The 13,418-nt window shown below is 26.3% G+C and carries 12 protein-coding genes; 7 read left to right on the top strand and 5 right to left on the bottom strand.

The window, feature by feature from the left end; genetic code table 4:
* Positions 1–49: 49 nt before the first annotated feature.
* The 4 genes from ACXYRP_RS03390 (at position 50) to ACXYRP_RS03375 (ending at position 4,505) form a co-directional block, all read left to right on the top strand.
* Positions 50–763 (top strand): hypothetical protein, encoded by a 714-nt coding sequence (locus ACXYRP_RS03390; protein ID WP_458597847.1) that lies wholly within the window; start codon positions 50–52, stop codon positions 761–763.
* Between the two features lie 158 nt (positions 764–921).
* Positions 922–2,352, top strand: a complete 1,431-nt coding sequence (locus ACXYRP_RS03385; RefSeq protein ID WP_458597845.1) for a hypothetical protein — start codon at positions 922–924, stop codon at positions 2,350–2,352.
* 7 nt (positions 2,353–2,359) lie between these two features.
* Positions 2,360–3,496, top strand: a complete 1,137-nt coding sequence (gene thiI, locus ACXYRP_RS03380) for a tRNA uracil 4-sulfurtransferase ThiI (protein WP_458597843.1) — start codon at positions 2,360–2,362, stop codon at positions 3,494–3,496.
* Position 3,497: 1 nt separating this feature from the next.
* Positions 3,498–4,505 carry a hypothetical protein gene (locus ACXYRP_RS03375; protein WP_458615218.1) on the top strand — a complete coding sequence of 336 codons (1,008 nt, stop codon included), beginning with the start codon at positions 3,498–3,500 and terminating at the stop codon, positions 4,503–4,505.
* A 34-nt stretch (positions 4,506–4,539) separates the two neighbouring features.
* Here ACXYRP_RS03375 and ACXYRP_RS03370 read toward each other — a convergent pair whose 3' ends face one another.
* The 3 genes from ACXYRP_RS03370 to mutM are packed head-to-tail and all read right to left on the bottom strand — an operon-like array spanning position 4,540 to position 6,257.
* A complete protein-coding gene (locus ACXYRP_RS03370; RefSeq protein WP_458597839.1) occupies positions 4,540–4,884 on the bottom strand; it encodes a Smr/MutS family protein in 345 nt (114 codons plus the stop codon).
* The gene (locus tag ACXYRP_RS03365) at positions 4,874–5,413 is read right to left on the bottom strand and encodes a cysteine hydrolase family protein (RefSeq protein ID WP_458607439.1); all 540 of its coding nucleotides are present in this window, start codon (positions 5,411–5,413) and stop codon (positions 4,874–4,876) included. The genes ACXYRP_RS03370 and ACXYRP_RS03365 overlap by 11 nt, the downstream gene beginning before the upstream one ends.
* Positions 5,406–6,257, bottom strand: coding sequence for a bifunctional DNA-formamidopyrimidine glycosylase/DNA-(apurinic or apyrimidinic site) lyase (gene mutM, locus ACXYRP_RS03360; RefSeq protein ID WP_458597837.1), 852 nt, complete (start codon positions 6,255–6,257; stop codon positions 5,406–5,408). The genes ACXYRP_RS03365 and mutM overlap by 8 nt, the downstream gene beginning before the upstream one ends.
* A 126-nt stretch (positions 6,258–6,383) precedes the next feature.
* Between mutM and ACXYRP_RS03355 the strand changes: the two genes are divergently transcribed.
* Genes ACXYRP_RS03355 through ACXYRP_RS03345 form a run of 3 tightly spaced genes read left to right on the top strand, consistent with a single transcriptional unit; the run spans position 6,384 to position 9,766 of the window.
* Positions 6,384–8,210 carry a S8 family serine peptidase gene (locus ACXYRP_RS03355; protein ID WP_458597835.1) on the top strand — a complete coding sequence of 609 codons (1,827 nt, stop codon included), beginning with the start codon at positions 6,384–6,386 and terminating at the stop codon, positions 8,208–8,210.
* Between the two features lies 1 nt (position 8,211).
* Positions 8,212–9,243 carry a hypothetical protein gene (locus tag ACXYRP_RS03350; protein ID WP_458615217.1) on the top strand — a complete coding sequence of 344 codons (1,032 nt, stop codon included), beginning with the start codon at positions 8,212–8,214 and terminating at the stop codon, positions 9,241–9,243.
* Between the two features lie 55 nt (positions 9,244–9,298).
* Complete coding sequence (locus ACXYRP_RS03345) at positions 9,299–9,766, top strand: L-threonylcarbamoyladenylate synthase (RefSeq protein WP_435128634.1); 468 nt, start codon at positions 9,299–9,301, stop codon at positions 9,764–9,766.
* A 224-nt stretch (positions 9,767–9,990) separates the two neighbouring features.
* Here the strand turns inward: ACXYRP_RS03345 and ACXYRP_RS03340 are convergent, their stop codons facing one another.
* Entirely contained in the window at positions 9,991–10,662 is a 672-nt protein-coding gene (locus ACXYRP_RS03340; RefSeq protein ID WP_458615216.1) for a DUF402 domain-containing protein, read from the bottom strand.
* Positions 10,662–13,196, bottom strand: a complete 2,535-nt coding sequence (locus ACXYRP_RS03335; RefSeq protein WP_458615215.1) for an MYPU_1760 family metalloprotease — start codon at positions 13,194–13,196, stop codon at positions 10,662–10,664. The genes ACXYRP_RS03340 and ACXYRP_RS03335 overlap by 1 nt, the downstream gene beginning before the upstream one ends.
* Between the last annotated feature and the right edge of the window lie 222 nt (positions 13,197–13,418).

Here is a 13,418-nt window from a genome sequence, read left to right as displayed (position 1 = left end):
AAAAAATAATTTGTAATATAATATTACTAAATAGTAATATAGGAGATCGATGAAAAAAATTTTTACAGCACTTACTTTACAAATTATTCCGATAACAGCAATAAGTTGCAATCAAAATAGCAATCAAGAAGACTTAAATATAAACAAAGAAAATGCAAATATTTTAAAGGTTGCAGAATATTTTAATATCAAAAATCCTAAACAAGATGAACAATTAAACTGAAACGAATTTAAAAATCAATTTTTACAAGTGCAAAATAATGAATCAAAATTAAGTGAATTATTATCAAACAACTGAATGGGTTTTTTAAGTAATTTAGATAAATTTAGTTTTAAGTTCTTAAAATGATATTTGTTACCACAAACAAGCGAATATGGACACTCTGCATATTATTTACATAATATAGGTTTATCTAAGTTAAATGAAGCGAATTTAGCACCACATACACATACAAGATTTCCTAGAATTTTTGGTATTGGTTATAACAATTTTTCTAGAGCAATTACAAATGTAAAGGATGGTATCAAAGAAATTAATTTATTCTTTGGACATTTTATTATCAAACTAATTTATAAAAATAATAAAGTTGTTGTGTCACCTGAATTTTTATATCTTGTTACCAAAAGAATTCAAAAATCTACCGATGCAGTTTATCAAAAATTATTATATCCTGGAAAAGCAAACCAATATAATATTAATCAATTTGAAAAAGTAGCATACGAAGTAGGGATACCGGCAACCGTGAACTTAATTTTAAAATAATACTCCAAATATAATTATTTCTTTATAATATATATAGGAGTAAAATGCATATAGTTTTTTGAATTGTAATATCAATTTTAATTACTTTAATAACATTTTTATTTGTCCTTTTTTTAAGGTCTGTTTTTTTTATTTTGATGCATAAAAACGCCCAAAATATGGATTATAAAATATCATCATATCAAAATGACAATATTAATAATTTAAAAAAAGTAAACACTTTACAAAATAATGTTTATGAATATATAAGTATTTATTCTGATTTAACCGAAATTCAAAAAACATTGAAAACAATAAGTTCGGAATTTAAAGAACAACAAAGTCTATATAATATTCAAAATGAACATCGAAAGCTTATTAAAACATATGGTTTTTTTCTTAAATTAAGAAAAAAATATAAGTTATATCTAAAAAAACAAATGTTATTTGATAAAAAATCGCAGCCATTTACGACTAAATGAAATGATATTGAGCAAAATGTAGCAGTTTTTTTAGATGTAACTGATGATTTAATTATTTCATTAAACAACACAAAATATAATGGAATCCAGTTTCATCCGTATATTCAAAAGAAAATAGAAGATATAAGAACAACTGTGACTAAAGCTGATAAACAAAAAAGATTTGGTAATTTTGAAGAATTAAGAAGTGTTTTTGATAATTTAAGACAATATGGAAACAAACTTATAGAGTTTTTTTATGCTTCTGAAAAATTAGATTTTGCTTTATATGCACATTTATCATCTCTTATTAATAGCAAAATAAACCAAAAACAAGATGTTGATTTTTATACTAAATTAAGTAAAAGTTGAAAAAAACAAACAGAAGAGTGAAAAAAACAAGATACATTAGTAACAATCGATAAAGTAAAAAAGATTTATAAAGTAATGTTTATTCATGAAATAGAGACAAATAAGAGAAATTGGATTAAGTCATATTTACTTGATAATAAAGAAAAAATTCAAAACCTTTTAGAAAATATTAATCAAAAACTTTTGTCGCTTAATTTAAGTGGTAAAAGTAATAAAGATGATTTTTCAAATTTAAAAACATCTGTTGAAAACCTTTATAAAGATAGCAAGAGTGCAGATGACTTATTAGAGAAAACATCAGAAGTTTTAAAAAAATTTGAACAAATACAGATAAATATTTACAGACAAAAACAAAATCAAAGAGAAGCAAAAATATATGGATATAATAAAGAAATTATACGAATTCAGAATATTTATTACTCTTTAATATCTAACGAAAATTTACCCAAAACAAAAAGTATTGAAATCAAGAAGGAACATATAAGGCAAGAGTTTGAACATTTTAACAAAAATAAATTTAAACTTATTTATACCGATGAAAAGCAAAGATGAAACAACTGAATTAGTTCTATAATAAATTTAATAAAAGTTCTTTCAGAAAATTTAGAATATAAAAAAATGTATGATGCTTTATCGATATATATTATGGAAAATCCAAGATTTGAAAATAAAAAAAATGAATCAAAAAACCAATTATTTAACCTTAAAATTAATATAGAAAACAATGAGTATAAAATTTCTTATTTTAAACTAAAAAACTACATAAAAACAAGTTAGGAGATATATGTATAATAAAATTTTAATTCGGTACGGAGAGTTAGTTTTAAAGAAAGGTAATCGCAAGTTATTTATCAATCAACTTTCAAATAACATAACACATATAGTTGGTATAAAACCTGATGTAGAATTTGATCGAATGTATCTACCTTATAGTGAGGAAAATATAAAGAAACTAAATTATGTATTTGGTATTAGTTCGTATTCTCCTGTTTTGGTAGTAGAAAATTCGTTAGAAGCATTTAAAGAAGCATCATTAAAGTTATTAAAACCTGATTCTAAAACCTTTAAAATTGAAGCAAGAAGGAATAATAAGAAATTTGAATATAATTCAGCACAATTAAATAACTTATTAGGTGGATTTATTTTAAGTAAAACAAAAACCAAAGTAGATGTGCATCATCCGAATCAAATAATTTATCTAGAAGTTCGCAATAAATATACATATGTCTTTTCTGAATATATTAAAGGATTAGGAGGATTACCAGTAGGGATATCTGGTAAAGTCTTGCACTTAATTTCTGGTGGATTTGATTCTCCTGTTGCTGCATATTTGATGATGAAGCGAGGAGTTAAAGTTGATTTTCTTACTTTTTTAACTCCACCACAAACTGATAAAAAAACTGTTAATAAAATAATATCACTTGTTAAAGTTTTAAATAAATATCAAATAAGTTCACATTTGATTCAGGCAGATTATTCACATCTGATGAACTATATTTCATTTGTGTCAAAACCTGCATACAAAATCAATCTAATGCGACGCAGTTTTTACCGTATTGCAGATAAGTTAGCACAAAAATATGGGTATTTAGGTATTTCTAATGGTGAAAACTTGGGACAGGTAGCTTCACAAACTCTAGAATCAATGTATACAATTGGAAGTGTTACAAATTTACCTGTTTTAAGGCCACTTTTAACCTATGATAAAAATGAAATTATAAATATAGCAAAAGAAATAAACACACATGATATTTCAGTTATTGCAGCTAATGAAACCTGTGAACTTTTCGCTCCAAAAGATCCAGTAACTAAACCGATCTTAGCACAAGCACAGTCTTTAGAAAATGAGTTGAATAGAATTGCAGAACTAGAAGAAAAGCTTATAAAATCAAAAATAGAAATTTTAAAAATAAAGGAGTAATATGGAAAAACAAACCTTTTTTATTGATTTTGAAGCAGTTACAGTTAATTATTTAAATATTCACAAGAGCAAACTTAAAGATAGTGTAAATTACCATAAAGATTTACCTTATTGTTATTCTATCGGAACTTTTAAGGGTGGTAGTTACAAAAACAGATTTGGAATCATCCGTTTTAAAAATATCACATATGAAAAAGCACTAATTCAACTTAGAGAGAAAATAACAAAAGATATACAAACATTGATTGGTGATAAAGAATTTATCCCTGTTGCATCAAATTGTGTATTTTATGGTTGAGGAGCTGGACCAGAAAATTGAATTATGGAGAAACTTTTTAAAATATCAGTTAAAAATTTTTCAACTATCCAGGTTAAGCTTGATAATGTAGTCCCAGATTCAATATTTTCTACTTCTAAGTATTTTGAAAACATTAAAAACATTGCAAAAACTATAAAACACCCTGTTTTATCTATGATAAAACAAAATACCGAAGATGGTAGAATTGCCTGTTGATATGGTTTAGCAATGTTATTAGATGGAAGAAATATATATCATATAGATGCAAAAGTTAAAAACCAGATGCATAATGATCTCAGAATATATAATCTTGATGACAGCAAGAAATTAGCATTTTTATATAAAAATAAGTTTACAGCACATAAATTAATAGGTAAAATTTTTGATATACGTCGTGAAATTCAGTCATTAAATGCACAAATATTAACCTATGATAAATATATCGAATATCTAAAAAGTTTAACTAATGAAAAAAATCCACCCTTATTAATAAAACACGATGATATTCATAAAATTAAAGGTTCACAAGAAATTCCGATTGAAATTTTACCTTCACTTAGGTTATCTAAGAAAATATGAAATGATAGAGTAATGCGCGACTTATTTTTAGAACAAATGATTTTTATTGTTAATAAAAGAAAAGAAGAAATTCAAACAAAGAAACAAGAGTTAAATGAGAAAATTTTATTGCAACGAAATAATTGATATTAAAATCCGTTTATTCCTTGTTTATAGTATAAACGGATTATTTCTTAAATTCAGAAACCATTTTATCAAAGTCATCTGAAATTCTTTTTTTAATTGCATTATAATAATGATATTCATCATATGAAAATCTATCTTGCTGTTCTAAATAAATAAGATATGAACCACCTTGATTTATAGTTTTATAAACCAACTTTATTTTATGTGTTTTGTTATAGTTTCGAATAAAATCTTCTAAAGTAGTTTGCAAAGCACCACTACCTTTACCGGTGATTATTTCAACTTCTGATACTCTTAAATCTTCTAAATCCATTATCATTTCTTGGATTTTAGGTTTTGCATCTTGTGTGTATGCACCGTGCAAATCTAATGTATTATTTTTCAATTTTAATCCCTGCATTTTCCATGAGTTTCAAAGCATTATTGTGCATAATGTCCCCGTTATGCTCTGGGGTATCAAATGTTTCAACAGCACTTGAGATAACTGAAATCTTTTTGTCACTACCAATTTTATTGAATCAAGTTTTTAAACTAAGAACAAATTGTAATACACAAATATCGGTGCAGCAACCTACGAATTCAAATTCATCATAAAGATCCCAAAACTTTGGATCAACATCGTAAAATCCGTTTGTAGTAGTTTTATAAACAATATTAGCATTTTTAGAATCTAAATATGGTTGGAGTTCGTCAACAACTTTTGCCTCATCAGAACCTTTTAAACAATGGATCGGGTATTGCTGCATTTCTAAATCATTTTCAGAATGAGCATCACAGACAAACAAAATATTTTCAGAATGTTTCAAAACATTAGCAATATTAGGAATAATCGAATTAATTCTTGGACTAGATAAAGGACCGAATTTTGTAAAACCATTAAGCATATCAATAACTAAAGTTAATTTTTTAGACACTTTTCTCCTTTTGGCAAGTAGGACAATATGATGTTCCTCTACCGTTTTCTTTAAAATCTAATTTTACTTTTATTATATCTGTTTTCTTACATTGTAAGCATTGCTTCTTTTCTCTTCCGTAAACATACAAATCATTTTGAAACTTACCAGTTATCCCATTAACAGAAGAATATGTATGAACACTACTTCCACCTTTTACAATCGAATCATCCATTATCATTTGAGCATTCATCAGCAAAGTTTTAAGTTCTTGTTTACATATTTTATTAGCAGGGGTCATAGGGTATATTTTAGAACGATGTAAGGATTCATCAGCATAGATATTACCAATTCCTAGAACAAGTGATTGATCAAGTAGAACCTTTTTTATACTAATGCTTTTGTGCTTTAACTTTTCGAATAGTCTATCCACATCTGTATCAGCAGGAAGTAATCCAAGATTTTTAATTTGATATAAACTTCTTTTGTCTGTATTTTCAATTATCTCAAAGGACCCAAACATCCGAGAATCATTATAAACTAAGACTTTATTTTCTAACCGAAAGTATATACAATCATGTTTATAAGCATATAAAAGTGGGTCGTTTAATTCTCTAATAAAATATTTACCAGACATTCTCAGATGCGAAATTAGTCGACTTTTATCATTAAAATTAAATACCAAAAATTTACCAAAGTTTTCTACATTGATAATCGTTTTATTAACTAAAAAGTTAATAAAACCTTGTGTATCAGTGTTTTTAATAAGTTTGGTAATTTTTACTTCAACCTTAGTTATTTTTTGATTTTTAATGTGTTTGTTTAAAGATTTTTGTACAACTGTGACTTCTGGGTATTCTGGCATATGTAAATTATATACAAAAGAAAAAAATTATAGATATTTTATAGTAAATTTATAAGTCGAAATTGATTGAATATAATAATTGGAAATAATTTCATATAAAAGAGTATAATTTTATTAGGAGTTATTATGAAAGTCAGAAAAATAATAAAACAAGTAATTGCTTTAATTGGTATTACATTTATTCCATTGACAATGTCTGCTATATTTAATAATCAACCAAGAAATATTAAGAAGTATGACACAATTTTTAAGACTTTATGGGATAAATTAGGAATATATGAGAGGACAGACAAAAAGATAAAAATCGGTATTATAGATGCTGGTTTAGTTGATTTTAGAATGATGAAATTCAACGGTAAAACAACTAATAATATTGATGAGCAGCTACCTTTAGATAACTATAACATTATCAAATATGCAAATGATCAAAATTTAGTTAATAGCGATAGAGTTGTATATGATTCAAGATTGACTGACGAAAAAATATTTAAATTTGAAAACAATAAATCTACATTTTTGAATTATTGAGAAAAAAACGAGCATGCAACAAATATAGCATCAATAATTGCTGGTGATGGTGGTTTACTTAAGAATGCAGAAATTTATTCAACAAGCTTTAAAAGAAATTATGCAGCAAGTGATTTAGATATATTGACTGAAAACCTAGAATTCTTCCGAAAAAACGGTGTTAAATACATTAATATGAGTTATTCTGATAATGTTTTAAATTATTTGAATAAAGAAGAATTTGAAGATTTTATAAAAGAAAAGAATACATCAAAAATTAACGATATAATATGACAATTAGAAAAGATTATAAATAAAGATTATTCAGAAGAGGGTGCTTTGCTAGACAAATATGCTTTTGATAATAATATGAAATTTTTTATTTCTGCTGGTAATTTTGGTACTGGAATAATAGAAAAAGTTAAAATATTTAAGGAAACATTATCTGATTATATAAATGAAAATGAGATAGACAGTGAAATAAAAAATTTGTTAATAAAATTTAATGAACTATTGGATATAAATAATGAATTTTGAAAAAAACCCAGTCAAATTCAAAGAAGCAAAAATACATTTATAATAGGAGCATATGATTTTTATACAGATAAGATAAAAGATTATTCGCAAATAAAAATAAAGAACTTTGAAGATTCACCATTAGGTTTAGGACCAACAGAGTTTTCAGATCAATCGCTTTTATTAAATGATAATTGATATAACACAGATACAACCCTTGATGATCCAGATGTAACTAGATGAAGTGGGACAAGTAATTCCACTCCAGTTATTCTAGCAGCTTCTGCTTTACTTGAAACAATAAAAAGACCAGATTCAGAATTTGATGTTCCGGAGTTAAAAGCAATTTTAATGGCAAGTTTTGATTTAAGAAAATATGGAGATCATATATTTGACTTACCAGACAATATTGGTGCAGGTTTTTTTAATTGAGAGAGAATGAAATTTTTTGCAGATAATGTTCATAAGCAGAGCATACGAGATCTTTACTCAAATGATAAAGAAATTAATTATAAAACATTAATTTCTGGAAGTGATAATTTTCTTGCTGTTTATTCTAGTTATTCAGATTTATTTCAACAATGATATCGTGAGTGGGAAAAACTTTCAAAACAAACCATTCAAAAATATGTAAATATATTTGATGTACATATAAAAAGTGAAATATATGCTACTCCTGAATGAATATATAAACAGTATCATGTTTCTACAATGAAATCTAATTATAAATCCTTTTCTGATGATTATGGTTCTGCAACAAATCGAATAATGCTTTCTAAACAATATTATAAAGATTGACCCTATGAAGCAACACTGCAAATAAAACTTAGAAAAAATTTTAGAGACATATTTTTACAAACTAAATATATGTATTATATCTTAACTGATAGAAACGCAATATATGAATCAAGAAGTAAATTAAAGACATAGTATGTTAGACAAAAAAATAAAAATTTTATCTAGTTTATTGGCAATTAGCATCTTACCCACATCTGTTGCATGTAGTAAGTATGAAACTATTGAAGAAGAGAAAGAAACAGAATATGAAAGAAAAAATGATTTATATATAGATTCACTAAAAAAAGAATTGTTAATAAATAATTTTATATTCACAGATGATAATCTTGATTTAGACAAAATTATTGACAAAGAAAATGCATTTTATAAAGTTATTGCAGAGGATTCGAATAAAAAATTACCATTTATTAAAATAAAAGATTCATATAATTTCAATTGAACCTATGACAAGATAAAAAATATATTTTCAGATAAGAATAAAATATTTTATAACAATAAGAATAACATGGTAGTGGAAATACTACCTATAAAAAGTACAAATAAATTATTAATTAATCTTTTATTTGTTCGAGAATTAGATGAATTAGATGTCAGTTATTCACCTGATTATAAACCTCGCACTAAATCAACCGAACCTTGATATGATTTTTCATATGATAGCAATTTAGATTGATATGTTTTTAATGACAAATTATATTCAGTTATTAATAATAGTGTTGAAAAAATAGATATATCTAATAATAAAATAATAATAGATATAAAACAAAAAGAAAGTAAAATAAGTAAATTGACTGAATCAATAAAATTACACAAGGAAATAACTGAATCAGTTATAAAATTAAGACCTTATAAATCACAATACTTTTTTAGCAAGAATATTCTTGAAACATTTAAAAAACCACATACAATAACAAAAATGCAACAAAGAAGTTTTAAAAAATTTGAGGATTTAATCCAGAATAATCTAAACGATACTTGAATATGAGTTAAGGATATGAAAAAGTATTACGATCCTACAACAGAGGTAATAAAAATAATATCTGGCTCATTAACTAAAACATCTTTAATAAAATTATTATCTAAATCATATTTAGTTGATTTAGGTAATCAAAAACTTACTTTTGATTCTAAAGGTGAACCAAATATAGAATTTATATTTAAATAAATAGAACAAGGATATCCTTGTTCTTTCGTAGTAAAATATATTTAAGGAATGTGATATGAATTCAGTTTATGATGAAATGTTTATATGTTCAACAGATACAGTAGTTGGGCTCGGTGGACCCGTTCGAGATGATATTTTAGAGCAAATATATAGACTTAAGCAAAGAAAAACAGACAAAAAAGTTGTAATCTTAATTGGTAACATTGAACAAGTAAGAAAGTTTAAACAGTGAAATAAACAAGCAGATAATATAGCAAAACAAAAGTGACCCGGAGCAACTACTATAATTGTAAATAACCAAGGTTTCAGAATTCCAAATAATAATCAATTAATTAATTTTCTTATTAAAAATGGACCAATGTATGTATCAAGTGCCAATATTTCTGGATACAAACCGATAAATATAAAAGATGCTCAAAAAGTATTTCCAATGATAAAAAATGTTTATGATTTTGGAGTAGGAAGCGGAAAACCCAGCACAATAATTAATTTAGATACAAAACAAATTATTGAGCGTAATTAGTTTTTTTGAGTAAAATATTTATTTTTTACTTATTTAGTTTTATAAAAATTACATAAAGAAATTTAAAAAAAAGAAACCAAAACAACTTTTAAATAGTGAAGATATAAATTTATTGCAGTATAAAAACAAAAGGATGTTGATAAAAAACGAAGCAGTTTCAGTTACCAAAATGAATTCTATTTATACCGAGTTATTGTTGATGCTGAAAGTAAAATAAAAGCAAGTTATACTTGCTTTTTGTATAATCTTTTTACACTGTAGTTGTTAAGTTGTTTTAGCATCTGAGTTTCTTCTTGATAATTTTTATGATACATTTTATAAAAACTCATATAAGTTTTTTGATCGATTAATTTATCATTTAACATAATTTCAAGATAATAAAGAATTATTTCATCATTAAAGAAATATTTATCGTTGTTATATAAATTAACAACTTCAGTTATTTCCTTATAAATCATTTCTTTTAGCTCTTTGGGATATTTAAACTTAGCAGAATTGGTTTTAAATTCTTCTTTATCAACTATTTGTAAATCTTTGTTCGGATAACTTTTTAGATCTAAATCATAATCAATAAATTTAATTGTATCTTCTTCATAGATAGGATATGATGCTAAATTAGTATAAAAAGAATTACCCAATCCCTTCTTTAATAAAACAATAGTATTGTATAATGAATTTTTAGGTATAAATCAAATAGCATCATCTTTGTATTTTCATCCTTTACCATTACTTTGTGATTCAGTAACCTTAGTTCCTTTTAACGAAAGCACAATATGTCTCTTATTATGAAAAATCACCTTGGTATTAGATCACTGACGGTATAAAAATCCATCGTGCTTATATGCTTGGACATTGACGATTGAACCCACCTTTAATTCGTTGAAATCTCACTGCATTAGGCTAATCTAATATAAACCTTTCCATCTGCATTTTGTGATAACTTAAACTTTTTAAATGCTGGTTGACTAGTATTTCAGGCACGACCAGATGTAACTCATCTGTTTTTTGGTAAACTAATATCAGAAGTATTAAGTTCATCAGATTGTACTTGTCCATCATTGTTTTTATCTTCTCATAAAAATACTTGTTGATCATGTTTTACACTAACAAAATCCTTAGTAATATAACTGTAATATGCTCTGTTTAATTCTGGCATCGATGTATCATTACTGTGTCCAGGATAAATACGATTAGCAATTTGTTCCTTGCGATCATCGGTTATATACCCGTTTTTAACTACTGTTGCACCTGTATCAAGAGTTTTATGTCCAAAGAAAGAAAATGTATCATAATAGTTGAAATAAGCTTTGGTATAGTTTGTAGAGCTAGGATCTTTTAAAACTAAACCGGTGTATTTTTTAGTCGGAAGAAAACCTGAGAATTTGATTTGGTTTGCTTTAGTCTCATCGACATAAACTTGCTTATTATTTCAACCCCATTGGTTTTGATAAAACATCTGATTAATTGATTTTCCGTATCCCATAGTCGCTAAAAATAAATCATAAAACTTTTGAGAACGGTTGATTGTTTTTCTTTCAGGTAAATGGTAGAGTCTTTTTTCATAAACTGGTTGACCTAAAATGTCATAACCTACCGGATAATCTCTTTCAAAAATATATGGTCGTATATCAAATACAGAGTTAGGTGTCATAGTCGCATTTACTACTCTAGTGTCATTTTGTCCATCTAAAGTTCGATATCCATTCAAGAAAGTTCCTTGGCGATAACTGCTATCAAAGTTGTTCATATATACTTTTGATCAATCTTCAGCTATCGCAGAAGGACTGAAGTATTTTGAAATATTTCCGTTTCCATCGTTTTTAAAATAATGAACACCGAATCAGTTAATTGTTGCTTTTTGTTGTGTGTCATTATATGCGGCTTGATTTGGTGCATTGATTGAAAAATATGATTCAAAAGCATATTTAGAGTATTCTCGAGGAACCAACTCGGTTAATGAATAATTATATTTTAATCTTCCATAATCAAGTTTAAAAGCTAAGGATGGTGAGTAGTAAAAATTATCAACACCTTGAAATCTTTGTAATCTTCTTGGTGCATTTTCATCATTTGCTATTTCTCAGATGTCTCGAGGAGAAAGACGTCTAAATAGGAAATTATCTAGATTATCCATAAATGTTCCATCATTAAATCTGTTAAATATCGCAGCATCTTCATCAGAAATATATCCGATTTCATCAACATCATAATTTAATAGTTTATAGAAATTATTAGCAAAATAAGAATTTCAATATTGTTTTAGTCCATGTGAGTGACTGTTGTCATTTTCTTCAATATTTAAACCTGGATTATAGTAAATGATAGTAGCAAACTTAGTGTTTTCTCTAATTCTTTGATCTATTAAAGCAGTTGGTGTGCTAGGTAAGGTTGCCTCAGAATATGAATCTGATCAATGGTGCATATATTCATGGAAAATAGTTGGCATTAGACCACCAATTATTTCATATTCATTAAATCCCTTTTCAGCATAATTACTACCGTTAATAAAAATATTTTTAATATTTGGAATGTATAATCCGTTTGCCTGTGCATTGATTACATTAAAATCATCAATATTTATAGCCTGCAAATCATATACTTCTGGGCCAAAGGGAACTTTACGTTTAAATTCTTGTGCTAAAGCAATCAATCCGTGCTTTCCGAGAAGGTATCTAAAATCTTTTGTACCTTCGATTGGATATGCATAATCTCTAAATAAAACATTAGTAAAAGGATCTTGGTATTCTAAATATTTTCTTCCTGTATTATCTGTTTTTTCTTTAATATCTTCAATATTAGAAACCGAAGGTTTATTATAAGCATTTAATGCAACATCCTTTTGTTCTTGACTAAGTCCGTTTGCTCAATAAACTTCATTAGGTTGAATTTTAAGGATGTTACCAAAAAGAAAATCTTTTTTTTGTAAAGGTGTTGGATTTTGCATCCCACCACTTGTTTCGTTATCAGTTTTTGATTTAGGTTGCTCCGGTTTTTGCTTTTGTTCTTGTTTTGGAACAGGGTCCGGATTTTCAGGCTGTGTTTGTTGGTTATCAGAAGGACTTTGTTTATTTTCACCGCCTGATTTTATAGGGGGTTGTTTTTCGCCATCATCAGGTTTTGTATCGATAGGTTTTTGGGGTTCTATTGGTTCTGTTGGTGTTGAAACATTTTGCTTTGGTGGTTTAATAGTTCCAATAGGTTCGACAGGTTGATTGGGATGAGAAGGATTTTCAATTGGAGATGGAGCAGGAAGCGGAGATGGATTAACAGGTAAGGGTTCGGGATTACCCTTAATAGGAATAACACCAGGTTCTTGCTTATCTTGTTTTTCTGAATTTAATAAATCACAACCAGATGCTGCAATGGTTGTAATTGGTAAAACAAAAACTGTTCCTTTTAAAATACTTAAATAAAATTTTTTCTTTTTCATTTTAACCTCTTAATTAGGATATTTTATAACAATTTAACATTTAAGTAAATGATTATATTACTATATTATGATATAAATTAAATACTTAATTATTTTGTGTTTGGTGAATTAAACAAACATTTTTTCTAACAATTTTTTCTTAAGATTCTTGAGCATAGTTAACTTACGCTGATGAAGTGAAAGGATGGAGTCTAAGGAAGTGAAAAGATGAGAGATTTTTTG

It is taken from the genome of Mycoplasma sp. 5912, from assembly GCF_054353835.1.
The sequence above is the reverse complement of the archived record's forward strand: the minus strand, read 5'-3'. Positions and strand labels throughout refer to the sequence as shown.